Genomic DNA, 17,539 nt, shown 5'->3' with positions numbered 1-17,539 from the left:
GAAGTGAAACGATGCATCGCCGATGGTAGTGTGGGGTTTCCCCATGTGAGAGTAGGTCATCGTCAAGATTAAATTCCGAAACCCCTATCTGCGTACGCAGGTAGGGGTTTTGTTTTTGTCTGCGAAAAAGTTCATGCCGCAATAGCCGGCAGGTCCACGCTGTCACAGTCTCCCGACAATGCTAAGGTTCGGCCCAAGCATTTGTATTTTCCAAGGAAGCCTTTATGCCGGACGCAACGTCCCTCAATGCTGGTTTTATGGTGGTTCACGGCAACCGCCTGGACGAGTTGCGCAACCTGGTTGTGAGCTGGATGCGACGCTACCCGCTGGCCCCCCTGGAAAATGAAATCGCCCTGGTGCAGAGCAATGGCATTGCACAGTGGCTCAAACTGGCATTGGCCGAAGATGCAGAAGATGAGGATATGGGCGGTTGTGGAATCGCCGCCGCCATCGACGTGCAGCTACCCGGTAGCTTCATGTGGCAGCTCTATCGCATGGTCTTGGGGCGTGATGAAATTCCAGCCAAGTCGCTGCTGGATAAAGCACCACTGACCTGGCGTCTGATGCGCCTGCTCCCGCAGTTGATCAATCAACCACACTTCGAGCCTCTGCAACGCTTTCTGACCCATGACACCGATCTGCGCAAACGCTATCAGTTGGCTGAGCGTCTGGCGGATCTGTTCGACCAATATCAGGTATACCGTGCCGACTGGCTCGAAGATTGGGCAGAAGGTCGTCACCAGTTGCGCAATGGCCGAGGCGAGGCCAAGCCGTTGACAGAGGCCAATTGCTGGCAGGCGGAGTTGTGGCGCGCGCTGTTGCTGGATGTGGGTGAGGAAGGTATGGCGCAAAGCCGTGCCGGCGTCCACCAGCGGTTTATCGAACGTATCAACAGTCTTGAATCAGCCCCCGGCGGATTGCCCTCCCGAGTCATTGTTTTCGGCATTTCCTCCTTGCCAGCCCAAGCCCTGGAAGCCCTGGCCGGGCTGGCCCGGTTCAGTCAGGTGCTGCTGTGCGTACATAACCCGTGCCGTCACCATTGGGCAGACATCGTCGCCGACAAAGATTTGCTACGGCATCAATACAAGCGCCAAGCCCGCAAGAGTGGCATGCCGGTTGTCCTCGATCCGCAAACCCTACACCAGCATGTCCATCCGCTGCTGGCTGCATGGGGCAAACAAGGGCGGGACTACATCAACCTGCTCGACAGTTATGACGACCCCAACAGCTATCGATCGGCGTTTCGCGACGGGCGCATCGATCTGTTCAGTGACAACCAGCCACTGACCATGCTCAATCAATTGCAGGACGACATCCTTGATTTGCGCCCACTCAACGAGACGCGCGAACGCTGGCCGGCGATAGAGCTGGCCAGTGATGAATCGATCCGCTTCCACATCGCCCACAGCGCCCAGCGCGAAGTGGAAATTCTTCATGATCAGTTGCTCGCGCGCTTCAACAGCAATGCACAACTGCGTCCTCGCGACGTGATTGTGATGGTCCCGGATATCGATAGCTATGCGCCGCATATTCGAGCGGTGTTCGGTCAGCTCGAACGTCATGATCCACGCTTCATTCCCTTCACCTTGGCTGACCAGGGCCAGCGTGGACGAGATCCGTTACTGATCGCGGTCGAACACCTGCTCAAGCTGCCCGATAGCCGTTTCCCTGTCAGCGAGATCCTCGATCTGCTCGATGTTCCGGCATTGCGTGCCCGCTTCGGTGTGGAGGAACGCGACTTGCCCACCCTGCACCGCTGGATCGAAGGTGCCGGCATTCGCTGGGGCATGAATGCCGAACAGCGTGCGGGCCTCGGGCTGCCACAGGCACTGGAGCAGAACAGTTGGCGTTTCGGCTTGCGGCGCATGCTGCTGGGCTACGCCAACGGCAGTGCCCAGGCCTATGGCGACGTCGAGCCCTACGATGAGATCGGTGGTCTGGATGCCGCGCTCATCGGCCCGCTGGTTGCCTTGCTCGATGCGCTGGAGATCGCCCATCAGGAGCTCTCACAACCGACATCGCCCCAGCAATGGAGCGTGCGCTTGCAGGCCTTGGTGTCACTGTTTTTCCAGGCCAGCAACGAGCACGACGACTACTTGCTGGCACAGTTGGAGGAGCTGCGGGAAGCCTGGCTGGATAATTGCGAATCGGTAGGCCTGCAAGACGAACTGCCGCTGACGGTCGTCCGTGAAGCCTGGCTTGCCGGTCTCGATCAAGGGCGATTGTCCCAGCGCTTTCTGGCCGGTGCCGTGAACTTCTGCACCTTGATGCCGATGCGCGCGATCCCCTTCAAGCTGGTGTGCTTGCTGGGAATGAACGATGGCGACTATCCGCGAGCGCAGCCGCCGCTGGACTTCGACTTGATGGGCAGCGACTACCGCCCCGGCGATCGCTCCCGACGCGAGGACGACCGCTACCTGTTGTTAGAAGCGCTGTTGTCGGCACGTGAGCAGCTCTACATCAGCTGGGTCGGTCGCAGCATTCGCGATAACAGCGAGCGCCCGGCGTCGGTGCTGATCGGCCAACTGCGTGACCACCTGGCCAGTGGCTGGCGACTGGGCGATACCGGTGAGGACTTGCTTGAGGCCATGACCCAGGAGCATCCGCTGCAGCCCTTCAGCGCCCGTTACTTTCATGACGGCGATGATCTGTTCAGCTACGCCAATGAGTGGCAGGTACTTCATCACGGCATCACACCTGTGGCCGACACCGAATTGCTTGCGCCCCATGTTCAGGAAGAACCGTTGAGCCTCGGACAGCTGCAGGATTTCCTGCGTAACCCGGTCAGGCACTTTTTCAGCCAGCGGCTCAAGGTGTTCTTCGAGGCAGCCGAAGTGCCTTTGGCGGATGAGGAACCCTTTGTGCTCGACGCCTTGCAACGCTACAGCCTCAGCGACAGTTTGCTTGCCGCGGCACTGGCGGACCTGGATGACAGCGGCCACGCACTCGAGGCACAGGCCCGGCGCCTGCAAAACAGCGGACTGCTGCCCATGGCCGGATTTGGCGAATGCCTTCAACAGGAACTGATCGAGCCGTTGCCGGATCTGCTGCAACGCTATCGGCAGATCCTGGCGTTGTGGCCGACACCGCTGACCAGTGCACTGCCGGTGAGCCTGGAGATGAACGGCTTGCGCCTTGACGGCTGGTTAAGTGGCCTGCATCAACGCGCGGAGGGTGGATTGTTGTCCATCACCACGATCCCCAACAGCATCGGTTCGATCAAGTCGCGCAAATGGCATCGCCTGACACGACCCTGGGTCAATCATCTGGTGGCGTGTGCCAGCGGCCTGTCGATGTCCACCGCGTTGGTGGCCAGCGACGACAGCCTGCTGCTCGCACCGTTGGAGGCCGATGGCGCACGAAGAATCCTCAACGATCTGTTGCAGGCCTGGCAATCGGGCATGCGCCAACCGCTGCCGATTGCGGTCAAGACGGCCTTCGCCTGGCTGGGGCAATCCGATCCGGTCAAGGCCGAAGCGGCGGCTCGCAAGGCCTATGAAGGCGATGGGGTGAACACGGACGGTGAGCGACGCGAAAGCGTGGCGCTGGCTCGTCAATTCGCTGATTACGATGCGCTGATTGCCGACGAGACGTTTGCCGATTGGTGCAACGCGCTGTATCGGCCGCTGCTTGAAGCACCCTGGCGTTCAATGTCCAGCGAGGAGGCGCGCCCATGACCCGCAAGACACCACTTGCCCTGGCGTTTCCACTGCGCGGCAGCCAGTTGATCGAAGCCAGCGCCGGCACCGGCAAGACCTTCACCATTTCGGCGCTGTACTTGCGCCTGGTCCTCGGCCATGGCGTGGAGGCGAGCGGTTTCGGCCGCGAACTGTTGCCACCGCAGATTCTGGTCGTGACCTTTACCGACGCGGCGACAAAGGAGCTGCGCGAGCGCATTCGTACTCGACTGGCCGAGGCCGCACGCTTTTTCCGCGACGAAACGCCGGCCCCCGACGGCCTGATTGCCGAGCTCCGCGAACAGTACTCGCCCGAGCAATGGCCCGGCTGCGCGAACCGTCTGGACATCGCCGCACAATGGATGGACGAAGCCGCCGTTTCGACGATCCACAGTTGGTGCCAGCGCATGTTGCGCGAGCATGCCTTCGACAGCGGCAGCCTGTTTACCCAAACCCTGGAAACCGACCACAGCGATTTGCTCGGTGAGGTCCTGCGCGACTACTGGCGGTTGTTTTGCTACCCGATGCAGGGTGATGCACTGAACTGGGTGCGCAACAACTGGGGAGGGCCTGCGGCATTGCTGCCTCGCGTTCGCGGCCTGTTTGCCAGCGAACGGGACAACGCTGAAGGCAAGGATCCTGCCGAACTGATCACCGAGTGTTTGCAGCAAAGGCGCGCCGCGTTACTGGACATCAAACAGCCGTGGCGGCAGTGGGCAGACGAGTTGCTGGCCATCTGTCACGCAGGTGTCGCCAGCAAAAGTGTCGACGGTCGCAAGATGCAGGCACGTTACTTCGAACCCTGGTTCGAAAAAATCAAAACCTGGGCCGAAGACGAATCCCTTGAGCAGCTGGACATCGGCACCGGCTTCACACGCCTGACGCCCGAGGGGATGGCCGAAGCCTGGAAGAAGGGGGAAGTCCCACGCCATCCGGGGCTGGATGCCATGCCCGGCCTCAAGGCCTGCCTCGACAGCTTGCCGTCACCTGATGCCGCTGTGCTCAAACATGTCGCGCACTGGGTCGGCGCCCGGTTCGAAGAAGAGAAACGCCGTCGTGCGGAAATGGGCTTCGACGACATGCTCCTGCGCCTCGATGCGGCTTTGCAAACCGAGGGTGGCGAGCGTCTGGCAACCTTGATCCGCGAGCAGTTCCCGGTCGCGCTGATCGACGAGTTTCAGGACACGGACCCCGTGCAGTACCGGATCTTCGAGAGCATCTATCGAATCGAGGACAACAATCCCGAAAGCGGTCTGTTTCTGATCGGCGACCCCAAGCAGGCGATTTATGCCTTCCGTGGTGCCGACATCTATACCTACCTTCGCGCTCGCCAGGCGACCGCTGGCCGCTTGCATACCCTGGGCACAAACTTCCGTTCCAGCCATGGCATGGTCAGTGCCGTGAACCACGTTTTCCAGCGGGCCGAGTCCCGCGAAACCGGGCGTGGTGCGTTCCTGTTCCGTGAGAGCAATGGCGACAATCCCGTGCCGTTTTTGCCCGTCGAGTCCCAGGGGCGCAAAGAGGTGCTGCAGATTGATGGGCAGCTCGTGCCTGCGCTGAACGTCTGGCATTTGTCCAGCGAACAGCCGCTGTCCGGTGCCCTGTACCGACAACAATTGGCTGCTGCGTGTGCCAGTCAGATCACCGCGTTGCTCAATGGTGGGCAGCGAGGTCAGGCGGGATTCGTGCAGGACGGCAAAGACTTCAAAGGCCTGTTGCCGGCGGATATCGCGATCCTGGTCCGTGATGGCAAGGAAGCGCAGGCCGTGCGTGCCGAACTGTCTGCCCGCGGTGTGCGCAGCGTCTATCTCTCGGACAAGGACTCGGTGTTCGCCGCCCAGGAAGCTCACGATGTGCTGACCTGGCTCAAGGCTTGCGCCGAACCGGATGTCGAGCGGCCGCTGCGGGCCGCGTTGGCCTGCATCACGCTGAACCTGTCACTGGCGGAACTGGAACAGCTCAACCAGAACGAACTGGCCTGGGAGACCCGGGTCATGCAGTTCCGCACTTATCGCGAGATCTGGCGCAAACAGGGCGTGCTGCCCATGCTTCGGCGCTTGCTGCATGATTTCCGCCTACCCCAGGCATTGATTGCCCGCAGCGATGGCGAGCGGGTGCTGACCAATCTGCTGCACCTGTCCGAATTGTTGCAGCAGGCCGCTGCCGAACTGGATGGCGAACAGGCGCTGATCAGGCATTTGTCCGAGCATCTGGCACTGTCCGGGCAGGCTGGCGAAGAGCAGATTTTGCGCCTGGAAAGTGACGAGCAACTGGTCAAGGTCGTGACCATTCACAAATCCAAGGGCCTGGAATATCCCCTGGTGTTCCTGCCGTTCATTTGCTCGGCCAAACCGGTGGATGGCAGCCGCTTGCCGCTGCATTACCACGATGCCACGGGCAAGGCCCAGATGACCTTGAACCCGACCGCCGAGCTGATTGCCCTGGCGGATGACGAACGTCTGGCCGAAGACCTGCGCCTGCTTTATGTCGCACTGACCCGTGCGCAGCATGCCTGCTGGCTGGGGGTGACGGACCTCAAGCGCGGCAGCAACAACAGTTCCGTGCTGCATCTTTCGGCACTCGGCTATCTGCTGGGTGGCGGTGCTGTATTGAGCGAGCCGTCAGGGCTCCAACGTTGGCTGCAAGACTTGCAACAGGATTGTCCTGCCGTGAGTTACCGCGAAATGCCGCAGGCCACTGACGAGCATTACCAGCCACCGCAAAACGAAGCGACCCTGCTTGCCCCGCTGGTACCCAAGCGCAAGGCCAGTGAGCACTGGTGGATCGCCTCCTACAGCGCCCTGCGCCTGAGTGACAGCCTCCGTATCGGCACCGACGAGGCGCCGGAGAGCCCCCAGGCACAGAAACTCTTCGACGACGAACGCCTTGATCCACAGGCGTCCCGCGAGATGCTGGCCGGCGGCGCCGACATCCATCGATTCCCCCGCGGGCCGAACCCGGGCACTTTTTTGCATGGCTTGCTCGAATGGGCTGGCGATGAAGGTTTCGCCACAACGCCGCAAGCGGTGGAAGACGCCATCGCCCGGCGCTGCAATCGTCGTGGCTGGGAAGGCTGGATCACGGCGCTGAGCCACTGGCTGCAGCATCTGCTCAAATCGCCGATGTCTGTCGGAGCCGGGCAGGCTCCGGTGATCTTCGAGCGATTGAGCCAATACCGGGTCGAAATGGAGTTCTGGTTCGCCAGCCACAAGGTCGATGTGCTCAAGCTCGATGCGCTGGTGTGTCAGTACACGCACAACGGTGCGGCCCGACTGGCCGCCGAGCCAGTGTTGCTCAACGGTATGTTCAAGGGCTTCATCGACCTGACGTTCGAGCACGAAGGTCGCTACTACGTCGCCGATTACAAATCCAATTGGCTGGGCATCGATGATTCGGCCTATTCGGAACAGGCCATGGAACAGTCGATCCTGGATAACCGCTACGACCTGCAATACGTGCTCTACCTGCTCGCCTTGCATCGCCAACTCAAGGCCCGACTGGCCGATTACGATTACGACCGGCATGTCGGCGGTGCGTTGTATCTGTTCCTGCGCGGCACGCGTGCACCCAGCCAGGGCGTGTATTTCACCCGCCCGCCCAGAGAATTGATCGAACGCCTGGACCGCTTGTTCCAGGGCAAACCGGAACCGAAGGCCGAACCGGCATGGGAACAGGGAGTATTGCTATGAGCCGCACCTTCGCCGATTTGCTGCCCACGTCATTGGCAGACGAGCGCCTGGCGGATCTGGACCCACTGAGCCGCGCCGATGACCTGTTGCTGTTGCTCACGCGCTGGGTTGAACGTGGCTGGTTGCGCGCACTGGACAAGGCGTTCGTCGCCTTCCTTCATGAACTGGCGCCGGAGGATGACCCGCTGGTGTTGCTGGCCGCCGCGCTGACCAGTCATCAACTGGGCCACGGTCATGTTTGCCTGGATTTGTTCGAGACGCTGAAGGAGCCGGATTTCGCCCTGTCGCTGCCACCGGAGGGCGATCTGCACAGTGGCGCGATGTTGCTGCCGTCGCAATTGCTGCAGACGCTGGATGGTGCTCACTGGTGCAAGGTGCTGGCGTCCAGCAGCCTGGTCGCGTTGGCCGCTGACGGGCGTGACACGGTGCAAACCCGACCCCTGGTGTTGTCTGGCAAACGCCTGTACTTGCGTCGCTATTGGGGCTACGAACGGCGCATCGACGATTCGTTGCACCAACGTCTTGCCGAGTACGAAGCGACGCCGACCGACATGCTCCAGCGTCTCACCGGTTTGTTCGGTCCGGCCAGGCCCACCGAGATGATCGACTGGCAAAAGCTTGCCTGCGCCCTGGCGACACGCGGTGCCTTCAGTATCATCACCGGCGGCCCGGGAACCGGTAAGACCACCACGGTGGTGCGCTTGCTGGCATTGCTCCAGTCACCGGCGGTGGAGGCTGGCAAGCCGCTGCGAATTCGTCTGGCCGCGCCCACGGGCAAAGCCGCGGCGCGATTGACCGAGTCCATCAGTCAGCAGGTTCGAACGCTGAAAGTCAGCGAAGCACTGCGCGACAAAATCCCCTCCGACGTCACCACGGTTCACCGTCTGCTTGGCAGCCGACCCGGTACGCGACATTTCCGTCACCACGCAGGCAATCGCCTGCCGCTGGACGTGCTGGTGGTGGACGAGGCGTCCATGATCGACCTGGAAATGATGGCCAACCTGCTCGATGCACTGCCGCCGCACGCCCGGCTGGTGTTGCTGGGGGACAAGGACCAACTGGCCTCGGTAGAGGCCGGTGCGGTGCTGGGGGATTTGTGCCGCGATGCCGAGGCCGGTTGGTACAGCCCGCAGACACGCCAGTGGCTGGAGGCCGTCAGTGGCGAAAGCCTGGAGGCCAGCGGGTTGCAGGAGGGGACCCAGGGTGGTCATCCATTGGCCCAGCAAGTGGTGATGTTGCGTCACTCGCGGCGTTTCGGCGAAGGCAGCGGAATCGGTCAACTGGCCCGCTGGGTCAACCAGCAGCAACCTGAAGAAGCGCGCAAATTACTGGCGGCGCGAAGCCATGACGATGTGTTCTGCCTGTCGCTCAAGAGTGAACAGGACCGGGCGCTGGAGCGCCTGTTGCTCGAAGGCCATGGCGAGGGACCGCAGGGTTACCGGCATTACCTGAGCCTGCTGCGCAATCAACGGCCATCGCTCGACGCTGCGCTGGATGATTCACGCTGGGTGGATTGGGCGCGAGACGTGTTGCAAGCCTTCGATGCCTTCCAGTTGCTGTGCGCTGTGCGCAAGGGGCCATGGGGCGTGGAAGGGTTGAACCAGCGAGTCACCGAGGCACTGCTCAAGGCCCGGCTGATCGACAGCGACCAGCAGTGGTACGAAGGGCGGCCGGTGCTGATGACACGCAATGATTACGGCCTGGGCTTGATGAATGGCGATATCGGCATCGCGCTCAAACTTCCCGAGCGTGAGGGGACGGACGCGGGACGGCAGGTGCTGCGGGTGGCCTTCCCGCGCAACGATGGGCAAGGCGGGGTCCGTTTCGTTCTGCCCAGCCGGCTCAATGACGTCGAAACCGTGTACGCGATGACCGTGCATAAATCCCAGGGTTCGGAGTTTGCCCATACCGCGCTGATCTTGCCGGACGCCCTCAATCCGGTGCTCACCAAGGAACTGATCTACACCGGGATTACCCGGGCCAAGAACTGGTTCACCTTGATCGAGCCCCGCGCCGGCGTATTTGAAGACGCAGTGAGGCGCAAGGTCAAACGCCTCAGCGGGTTGATGCTCGAACTCAAGGACAGTGGCGAAATGGCGGATTGAACGAGGCGGTGCGAGGGCGCGAAAACCGTCCTCAGCACCTCGTGGCACTCAATCGGCAAACAGCAGCTCCCGCGTTTCCCCCATCAACAGACCCTGGTTGCGCTCGGTCACTTCCCGGATGTAATCCCACAACAAGGTGATCCGCTTGAGCTTTCTCAGGTCCTCCCGGCAGTACATCCAGAACTGCCGGGTGATGTTGATTTCATCCGGTAGCACCGGCAGCAAGCGCGGGTCCTGGGCGGCGAGGAAGCAGGGCAGGATGGCAAGGGATCGCCCTTGCTGCGCCGCCACGAATTGGGCGATGACGCTGGTGCTGCGCAAGTTGGCGCTGGCGCTGGGCAGCACGTTTGCCAGGTACAGCAGCTCCGAGCTGAAGGCCAGGTCATCGACATAACTGATGAACGAGTGGTGACCCAGATCTGCCGGGCGGCGAATGGCGGGGTGGTTGTCCAGGTATTCCTGGGTTGCGTACAGCTGCAAGCGGTAGTCGCAGAGTTTGCAGCAGACGTACGGGCCATGCTCCGGGCGTTCCAGGGCGATGACGATGTCCGCCTCGCGCTTGGACAGGCTGATGAAGTGGGGAAGCGGCAGGATATCCACCGAGATCGCCGGGTAAGCGTCGATGAAGTGGCTCAGTTGCGGGGTGATGAAAAAGCTGCCGAACCCTTCGGTACAGCCCATGCGCACATGACCGGACAAGGCCACGCCGGAACCGGAAACCTGCTCGCAGGCCATGTGCAGCGTGCTTTCAATCGACTCGGCATAACCGAGCAGCCGCTGGCCTTCGGCGGTCAGGACAAACCCGTTGGTCCGGGACTTTTCGAACAACAACGTACCCAATGATGCTTCCAGCGAACTGATGCGCCGCGACACCGTGGTGTAGTCGACGGCCAGCCGCTTGGCTGCGGTGCTGGCCTTGCGGGTGCGGGCCACTTCGAGGAAAAACTTGAGGTCATCCCAGTTCAGCGAGCCCAGTGACGTGATGTTTTTTTGCATGTTGGACCGGCTTTTATGTGCGTTCTTATCAGAAGTTTGCACATCTATACTCCAAAAACAGCCCGACAACCAATTCGCGGCACCGACCTCATCACAAGGCGGCTATCCCGCCTTGGCTCCCTGAATAAGAACAACGTCCAGGAGACCCACATGAACGCATCGCTCACGCCCAACGAAACCACCGTGCAAAAGGTCAAATTGCTGATCGACGGCCAGTGGGTCGAATCCAAATCCACCGAGTGGCACGACATCGTCAACCCGGCCACCCAGCAAGTGCTGGCCAAGGTGCCATTCGCCACCACTGAAGAAGTCGATGCAGCCATCAGCGCGGCCCACCGTGCCTTCCAGACCTGGAAGCTGACCCCGATCGGCGCGCGCATGCGCATCATGCTCAAGCTCCAGGCGCTGATTCGCGAGCACTCCAAGCGTATCGCCGCGGTCCTGAGCGCCGAACAGGGCAAGACCATCGCCGACGCCGAGGGCGATATTTTCCGTGGCCTGGAAGTGGTCGAGCACGCCTGCTCCATCGGCAGCCTGCAAATGGGCGAGTTCGCTGAAAACGTTGCCGGCGGTGTCGACACCTATACCCTGCGCCAGCCTATCGGCGTGTGCGCCGGCATCACCCCGTTCAACTTCCCGGCGATGATCCCGCTGTGGATGTTCCCGATGGCCATCGCCTGCGGCAACACCTTTGTCCTCAAGCCGTCCGAGCAAGACCCGATGTCGACCATGCTGCTGGTGGAGCTGGCGATTGAAGCCGGCATCCCGGCGGGTGTGCTCAACGTGGTGCACGGTGGCAAGGATGTGGTGGACGCACTGTGCACCCACAAGGACATCAAGGCTGTTTCCTTCGTCGGTTCGACGGCGGTCGGCACTCACGTCTATGACCTGGCTGGCAAACACGGCAAGCGTGTGCAATCGATGATGGGCGCGAAGAACCACGCCGTCGTGCTGCCGGACGCCAATCGCGAACAAGCCCTGAATGCGCTGGTGGGTGCAGGCTTCGGCGCGGCGGGCCAGCGTTGCATGGCCACTTCGGTGGTGGTGCTGGTGGGCGCGGCGAAACAATGGCTGCCGGACCTCAAGGCACTGGCGCAGCAACTCAAGGTCAATGCCGGCAGCGAGCCCGGCACCGACGTCGGCCCGGTCATCTCGAAAAAGGCCAAGGCGCGGATTCTCGACCTGATCGAAAGCGGCATCAAGGAAGGCGCGAAACTCGAACTGGACGGTCGCGACATCAAGGTCCCCGGTTTCGAGCAGGGCAATTTTGTCGGCCCGACCCTGTTCTCCGGGGTGACCACCGACATGCAGATCTACACCCAGGAAATCTTCGGCCCGGTGTTGGTGGTGCTGGAAGTCGCCACCCTCGATGAAGCCATTGCCCTGGTCAACGCCAACCCGTTCGGCAACGGCACCGGCCTGTTCACCCAGAGCGGTGCGGCGGCGCGTAAATTCCAGGCTGAAATCGATGTCGGCCAGGTCGGCATCAACATCCCGATTCCGGTGCCGGTCCCGTTCTTCAGCTTCACCGGTTCCCGGGGTTCGAAACTCGGCGACCTCGGCCCGTATGGCAAGCAAGTGGTGCAGTTCTACACTCAGACCAAGACCGTCACCAGCCGCTGGTTCGACGACGACAGCGTCAATGACGGTGTGAACACCACCATTCACTTGCGTTAAGGAGCCGGACATGAAAATTGCTTTTATCGGTCTCGGCAACATGGGCGCGCCGATGGCGCGCAACCTGATCAAGGCCGGTCACTCGTTGCGCCTGGTCGATCTGAACAAAGCCGTGCTGGCGGAACTGGAACAACTGGGCGGCACGATCAGTGCCTCGGCACGGGAAGCGGCACAGGGCGCAGAGCTGGTGATCACCATGCTGCCGGCCGCCGTGCATGTGCGTAGCGTGTGGCTGGGCGAAGACGGTGTTCTGGCCGGTATCGGCCAGGGTGTACCGGCGGTGGATTGCAGCACCATCGATCCGCAGACGGCCCGCGACGTGGCGGCGGCTGCGGCCAAGCAAGGCGTGGCCATGGCGGACGCGCCGGTGTCCGGTGGTACGGGCGGGGCGGCGGCCGGGACGCTGACCTTCATGGTCGGCGCCACTGCGGAACTGTTTGCCACCCTGCAACCGGTGCTGGCGCAGATGGGCCGCAACATCGTCCATTGCGGTGAAGTCGGCACCGGGCAAATCGCCAAGATCTGCAACAACCTGCTGTTGGGCATTTCCATGGTCGGCGTCAGCGAAGCCATGGCGCTGGGCGATGCGCTGGGTATCGACACCAAGGTACTGGCGGGCATCATCAACAGCTCCACCGGGCGTTGCTGGAGTTCGGAAATGTACAACCCGTGGCCCGGCATCGTCGAAACGGCACCGGCTTCGCGCGGTTACACCGGTGGCTTCGGCGCCGAACTGATGCTCAAGGATCTGGGGCTGGCCACGGAAGCGGCTCGTCAGGCGCACCAGCCGGTCGTGCTTGGCGCAGTGGCCCAGCAGCTGTACCAGGCGATGAGCCAGCGCGGGGAAGGGGGCAAGGACTTCTCGGCAATCATCAACAGCTACCGCAAGCCGCAATAAAACCTGTAGGAGCGAGCCAGCTCGCGATGAGGCAGGCACATTCAACATCGGTGATGATTGATTCACCGCCTCGCGAGCATGCTCGCTCCTACAAGTCATGCCTACATGCGCATATTGACCGGGACATCACGTCGGGTGATCTCCCGGTTTTTTTGCGTCAGGCAAACACGAAATACTTGCGCACGGTTTCCACCACTTCCCAGGTGCCTTTCATCCCCGGTTCAATGACGAAAATGTCGCCGGCACGCAGGTGGATAGGCTCTTTGCCCTCAGGGGTGATGATGCAGTAACCCTCGCGGAAGTCGCAGTATTCCCACTTCACGTACTCCACGTACCACTTGCCCGGCGTGCAGATCCAGGTGCCCATGATCTTGTTGCCGTCTTCGCTGGTGTAGGCGTTGAGGTTGACGGTGTGCGGGTCGCCTTCGAGTTTTTCCCACTTGCAGGCGTCGAGTACGGGAAGCGGGTGGGTGTCACGAAGAACGGTAATCGGTGCGTTTGCGGTCATGATGACTCCGGCGTTGAGGGACAGCTGAAGACGCACCCTATCGGGCCTGAATCGCTTTCAGTTGTCTGTGCTCGACATCCAGGTATCCAGAAGCGCTCACCGTTTGGCCCCCCAAAAAAAACGCCCCGGCATTCAATGAAGGCCGGGGCGTTTTTTCATGGGCGATTACTGCGCTGCAGGCAGTTCCCGATGCCGGGCCATGCGCAAGCGGTAGCAGACGTAGATGAACAACACCCACACCGGAATCGCGTACACCGAGGCGCGTACCGGCGGAATCATCCAGATCACGCAGATGATCACGGCCATGAACGCCAGGCACAGGTAGTTGGTGTACGGCGACCAGAAGGCCTTGAAGCCCGGCACGACACCGCGCTGGCCCATGGCCTTGCGGAACTTGAGGTGCGTGAGGCTGATCAGTGCCCAGTTGATCATCAACGAGGCGACCACCAGGGCGAACAGCAACTCGAGTGCTTCATGCGGGGCGACATAGTTGACCGCCACGACCAGCATGGTAATCAGCGCCGATACGCCCAGCGCCAGCAAAGGCACGCCTTGCTTGTTGAGCTTCATCATCGCCTTGGGCGCATCGCCTTGTTCGGCCAGGCCGTAGAGCATGCGGCTGTTGCAGTAGACGCCGCTGTTGTAGACCGACAACGCCGCAGTGAGCACCACGAAGTTGAGGATGTGTGCCGCGGTGTCACTGCCGATCAGGGCGAAAATCTGCACGAACGGACTGCCGCTGTAGGCATCACCGGACGCATTCAGTGTTTGCAGCAGTTGATCCCACGGGTACAGCGACAGCAGCACGGTGAGCGCGCCGACGTAGAAAATCAGGACCCGGTAGACCACCTGGTTGATGGCCTTGGGAATGACTTTGCGTGGCTCGCTGGCCTCGGCGGCGGTGATGCCGACGAGCTCCAGGCCGCCGAAGGAAAACATGATAAACGCCATCGCCATCAGCAGGCCGTCGTAGCCATTGGGGAAGAAGCCGCCATGGCTCCACAGGTTGCTGACCGATGCTTGCGGGCCACCGGTGCCGCTGAACAGCATGTAGCAGCCCAGGACGATCATGCCGATGATGGCCACGACCTTGATGATCGCGAACCAGAACTCCATTTCACCGAAGACTTTGACGTTGAACGAGTTGATCAGGTTGACCAGCACGAAGAACACCGCGGCACTGACCCAGGTCGGCACCTCCGGCCACCAGAACTGTATGTACTTGCCCACGGCCGTCAGCTCGGCCATGCCCACCAGCACATACAGCACCCAGTAGTTCCAGCCCGACAGGAAACCGGCGAAACCGCCCCAGTAGTTGTGGGCAAAATGGCTGAAAGAACCGGCCACCGGCTCTTCGACGATCATCTCGCCCAACTGGCGCATGATCAGGAACGCGATGAATCCGGCAATGGCATAGCCGAGGATCATCGAGGGGCCAGCGGACTTGAGCACGCCGGCGGAGCCCAGAAACAGCCCCGTGCCAATGGCTCCACCCAGGGCGATCAGTTGAATGTGTCGATTTTTCAACCCCCGCTTGAGTGTCCCCTGTTGCAAAATTTCATCCGCCATCTGGTTTCCTTCTGGTTGTTATGGCCAGGCCTGATTTCAAAGGTCGAATATTACTCTGCGTCACCTCTTCGTCATACAGGCGCATGTCAGGTGAATCACTGATTATCAAGGGTTTGCGGGCAGTCTTGCCGCGTGAAAGGCCTCAAGCAACGCTCTGGCGTAGCCGGGCAAGTGCTCGAACGAACGTGCACACAGCAACAGCTTTCGCTGTGCCCATGGCTCGTTCAGCACGACGCTTTTCAGCGCTGGCTCAACCGTGCGGCGCTCAAGAGCTGCCAGCGGCACGATGCCCAGCCCGGCGCCGTGGGCGACCATGCGCATCACACCGTCGAAGCCGTCGGCGCGGATGCGAATCTGCATGCGCAGGCCGGTGTGCAGGGCCTGTTCTTCCAGGTACACCGCCAATGCGCTGTTGGCGCTCAGGCCGACGTAGTGATGCTGCAATGTATCGCTGAAACTGGGTGGGGCGCCGTCAGCCAGTGGATGATCGGCAGGCATGATCAATACCAGCGGATCATCGCGAAAGGGCAGGGTGTCCAGGGCCTGGGTGTCCACTGCATCGGAGATGATGCCCAGGTCCGCCGCACCCTGGCGCAAGGCGTGGGTGATGCGCGTGCTGGGCAATTCCTGCAGGTCGATATCGAGATTGGGATGGTCGCGCAGGAAGTCGGCGAGCAACTCCGGCAGGTATTCGGTGATCGCGGTGGTATTGCACAGCAACCGGACCTGGCCTTTGACGCCGTTGGCATAGTCGGCCAGGTCCTGCTGCATGCGCTCGGCCTGCTGTAGCAGGGTGCGGGCATGTTGTGCCAGGGCCTTGCCGACAGGTGTCGGCGTGACTCCGCGCCGGCCTCGTTCGAGAAAGTCGATGCCCAACGACGCTTCCATGGCGCGAATGCGCGCACTGGCCGCCGCCAGCGACAGATGACTGCGCGCGGCGCCGGCGGTGATGTTGCCGGTGTCGAGGATGTTCAGGTAAAGGCGCAGGTCGGTCAGGTCGAAGTGCATTGGCAACCTATCGATATGTAATACATGAAAGGGCCTCATCGCTGGCAAGCCAGCTCCCACAAAGATCTCCAGCGAACACTTCATTGATGTACGACGTTGTTCCTGTAGGAGCGAGGCTCGCCCGCGAAGACGTCAGCCGCTCTAACGAATTCTTCAGCCTCTTGCCAGACAAGAGCCACCCTCAGTATATGGCAGATTTTCAACCGGCCAGCCCGGGCTCAGGATAGGCCCATGAACACACTCGCCTCGTTTTATCAAAACCTCGGTCTGGCGCTTTCACTGCTGGTCATTGCCACCTTCCTGCTGGCCGGCATGATCAAGGGCGTGATTGGTATGGGCCTGCCTACTGTCGCCATGGGCCTGTTGGGTCTGGCTATGGCGCCGACGCAGGCTGCAGCGCTGCTGATCATCCCAGCCACGCTGACCAACGTTTGGCAATTGGCGTTCGGCGGTCACCTGCCGGGGCTCCTCAAGCGGCTATGGCCGATGCTGCTGGCCATCTTCATTGGCACAGGCTCCGGCACGCTGTGGCTGGGCATGGCCGACGGGCATTGGGTGGTGCGGGGATTGGGCGCGGCGTTGTTGATTTATGCGCTCTGCGGATTGTGCCTGCCGACCCTGCGCATCGGCACGCGCAGCGAACATTGGCTGGGGCCGCTGTGTGGCCTGCTGACCGGTGTCATCACCTCGGCGACCGGCGTGTTCGTGATTCCGGCGGTGCCGTACCTGCAAGCGCTGGGGTTGAGCAGGGATGAACTGGTGCAGGCGTTGGGGCTGTCGTTCACCGTCTCCACCCTGGCCCTGGCCGCCGGCCTGTCATGGCGCGGCGCCCTGGACGGGGGCGAGTTGAGTGCATCGCTGCTGGCGCTGATCCCGGCCATGCTCGGCATGTGGTTGGGGCAATGGCTGCGCCAGCGGATCAGCGCCCCGTTGTTCAAGCGTGTGTTCTTCGTTGGCCTGGGTGTACTGGGCGGCCATTTGTTGATCAACGGCTAGCAGACGACGGGCTGATCATCTCGATGGCACGGATCTCGAAATCCCGCTCCAGGTACTCATCGCGCTGATTGAGAAACTGCTTCATGTGCGGCAGGTTCGAGTGCACGTCCAGGTGGGCCTGGGACTGCCAGACCTCGTAGAAGATGAACAGGGTTGGATCCTGTTTATCGCGTAGCATGTGGTATTCGATACAGCCGGGTTCAGTACGACTGGCTTCGACATGACGACTGAAAAACGCCTCGAAAGCGTCGGATTTTTCGGGACGGGTCTTGGCGTGCAGGATAAAGCCTTGCTGTTCACTCATGGGTAACGCTCCTCAAGTCAGAATCGGCCTCAGTCTAAGGCAACAATCGCCTGATGATTCTTGCGTCAAGGTCAAATGAATTTTGCGACACCGGCGCTTATTCCGTGCAGGG

11 protein-coding genes are annotated in these 17,539 nt (G+C 61.3%); 6 read left to right on the top strand and 5 right to left on the bottom strand.

The annotated features are described in order from the left end of the window. Positions 1–224 precede the first annotated feature (224 nt). The 3 genes from recC to recD are packed head-to-tail and all read left to right on the top strand — an operon-like array spanning position 225 to position 9,471. Positions 225–3,677, top strand: a complete 3,453-nt coding sequence (gene recC, locus ACQKP2_RS17935) for an exodeoxyribonuclease V subunit gamma (RefSeq protein ID WP_427578300.1) — start codon at positions 225–227, stop codon at positions 3,675–3,677. Further along, a complete protein-coding gene (recB, locus tag ACQKP2_RS17930; protein ID WP_427578298.1) occupies positions 3,674–7,366 on the top strand; it encodes an exodeoxyribonuclease V subunit beta in 3,693 nt (1,230 codons plus the stop codon). Before recC ends, recB begins: the two co-directional genes overlap by 4 nt. Beyond that, positions 7,363–9,471, top strand: a complete 2,109-nt coding sequence (gene recD, locus ACQKP2_RS17925; protein ID WP_427578296.1) for an exodeoxyribonuclease V subunit alpha — start codon at positions 7,363–7,365, stop codon at positions 9,469–9,471. The genes recB and recD overlap by 4 nt, the downstream gene beginning before the upstream one ends. 48 nt (positions 9,472–9,519) lie before the next feature. On the opposite strand, the gene ACQKP2_RS17920 is transcribed toward recD, so the two are convergent. Beyond that, entirely contained in the window at positions 9,520–10,467 is a 948-nt protein-coding gene (locus ACQKP2_RS17920) for a LysR family transcriptional regulator (protein ID WP_427578294.1), read from the bottom strand. 150 nt (positions 10,468–10,617) lie between these two features. Here ACQKP2_RS17920 and ACQKP2_RS17915 point away from each other — a divergent pair, with 150 nt between their 5' ends. Both ACQKP2_RS17915 and mmsB read left to right on the top strand, forming a co-directional pair. Further along, positions 10,618–12,144 carry a CoA-acylating methylmalonate-semialdehyde dehydrogenase gene (locus tag ACQKP2_RS17915; protein WP_427578292.1) on the top strand — a complete coding sequence of 509 codons (1,527 nt, stop codon included), beginning with the start codon at positions 10,618–10,620 and terminating at the stop codon, positions 12,142–12,144. 10 nt (positions 12,145–12,154) lie between these two features. Beyond that, the gene (gene mmsB / locus ACQKP2_RS17910; protein WP_427578290.1) at positions 12,155–13,042 is read left to right on the top strand and encodes a 3-hydroxyisobutyrate dehydrogenase; all 888 of its coding nucleotides are present in this window, start codon (positions 12,155–12,157) and stop codon (positions 13,040–13,042) included. Positions 13,043–13,199: 157 nt separating this feature from the next. On the opposite strand, the gene ACQKP2_RS17905 is transcribed toward mmsB, so the two are convergent. The 3 genes from ACQKP2_RS17905 to ACQKP2_RS17895 form a co-directional block, all read right to left on the bottom strand. Beyond that, positions 13,200–13,550, bottom strand: coding sequence for a cupin domain-containing protein (locus ACQKP2_RS17905; protein WP_175388829.1), 351 nt, complete (start codon positions 13,548–13,550; stop codon positions 13,200–13,202). Positions 13,551–13,715: 165 nt separating this feature from the next. Beyond that, the gene (locus ACQKP2_RS17900; protein ID WP_427578289.1) at positions 13,716–15,119 is read right to left on the bottom strand and encodes an amino acid permease; all 1,404 of its coding nucleotides are present in this window, start codon (positions 15,117–15,119) and stop codon (positions 13,716–13,718) included. Positions 15,120–15,224: 105 nt separating this feature from the next. Beyond that, a complete protein-coding gene (locus ACQKP2_RS17895) occupies positions 15,225–16,127 on the bottom strand; it encodes a LysR substrate-binding domain-containing protein (protein WP_427578287.1) in 903 nt (300 codons plus the stop codon). A gap of 231 nt (positions 16,128–16,358) precedes the next feature. On the opposite strand from ACQKP2_RS17895, the gene ACQKP2_RS17890 reads away from it, so the two are divergent. Further along, positions 16,359–17,123 carry a sulfite exporter TauE/SafE family protein gene (locus ACQKP2_RS17890; protein ID WP_427578285.1) on the top strand — a complete coding sequence of 255 codons (765 nt, stop codon included), beginning with the start codon at positions 16,359–16,361 and terminating at the stop codon, positions 17,121–17,123. On the opposite strand, the gene ACQKP2_RS17885 is transcribed toward ACQKP2_RS17890, so the two are convergent. Then, positions 17,113–17,427, bottom strand: coding sequence for a putative quinol monooxygenase (locus ACQKP2_RS17885; protein WP_427578284.1), 315 nt, complete (start codon positions 17,425–17,427; stop codon positions 17,113–17,115). The two genes, ACQKP2_RS17890 and ACQKP2_RS17885, sit on opposite strands and share 11 nt — an antisense overlap. Positions 17,428–17,539 lie beyond the last annotated feature (112 nt).

Origin of the sequence: Pseudomonas sp. NPDC089569, assembly GCF_050280625.1 — a bacterium.
Classification (GTDB): domain Bacteria; phylum Pseudomonadota; class Gammaproteobacteria; order Pseudomonadales; family Pseudomonadaceae; genus Aquipseudomonas.
Note: the sequence above shows the minus strand (reverse complement) of the source record. Positions and strands in the feature narration are given on the sequence as shown.

What these genes read in the sequence shown, in the direction of transcription:
- recC (WP_427578300.1), top strand. Translation starts at nt 225, where the DNA reads ATGCCGGACGCAACGTCCCTCAATGCTGGTTTTATGGTGGTTCACGGC.
- recB (WP_427578298.1), top strand. Translation starts at nt 3,674, where the DNA reads ATGACCCGCAAGACACCACTTGCCCTGGCGTTTCCACTGCGCGGCAGC.
- recD (WP_427578296.1), top strand. Translation starts at nt 7,363, where the DNA reads ATGAGCCGCACCTTCGCCGATTTGCTGCCCACGTCATTGGCAGACGAG.
- ACQKP2_RS17920 (WP_427578294.1), bottom strand. Translation starts at nt 10,467, where the DNA reads ATGCAAAAAAACATCACGTCACTGGGCTCGCTGAACTGGGATGACCTC.
- ACQKP2_RS17915 (WP_427578292.1), top strand. Translation starts at nt 10,618, where the DNA reads ATGAACGCATCGCTCACGCCCAACGAAACCACCGTGCAAAAGGTCAAA.
- mmsB (WP_427578290.1), top strand. Translation starts at nt 12,155, where the DNA reads ATGAAAATTGCTTTTATCGGTCTCGGCAACATGGGCGCGCCGATGGCG.
- ACQKP2_RS17905 (WP_175388829.1), bottom strand. Translation starts at nt 13,550, where the DNA reads ATGACCGCAAACGCACCGATTACCGTTCTTCGTGACACCCACCCGCTT.
- ACQKP2_RS17900 (WP_427578289.1), bottom strand. Translation starts at nt 15,119, where the DNA reads ATGGCGGATGAAATTTTGCAACAGGGGACACTCAAGCGGGGGTTGAAA.
- ACQKP2_RS17895 (WP_427578287.1), bottom strand. Translation starts at nt 16,127, where the DNA reads ATGCACTTCGACCTGACCGACCTGCGCCTTTACCTGAACATCCTCGAC.
- ACQKP2_RS17890 (WP_427578285.1), top strand. Translation starts at nt 16,359, where the DNA reads ATGAACACACTCGCCTCGTTTTATCAAAACCTCGGTCTGGCGCTTTCA.
- ACQKP2_RS17885 (WP_427578284.1), bottom strand. Translation starts at nt 17,427, where the DNA reads ATGAGTGAACAGCAAGGCTTTATCCTGCACGCCAAGACCCGTCCCGAA.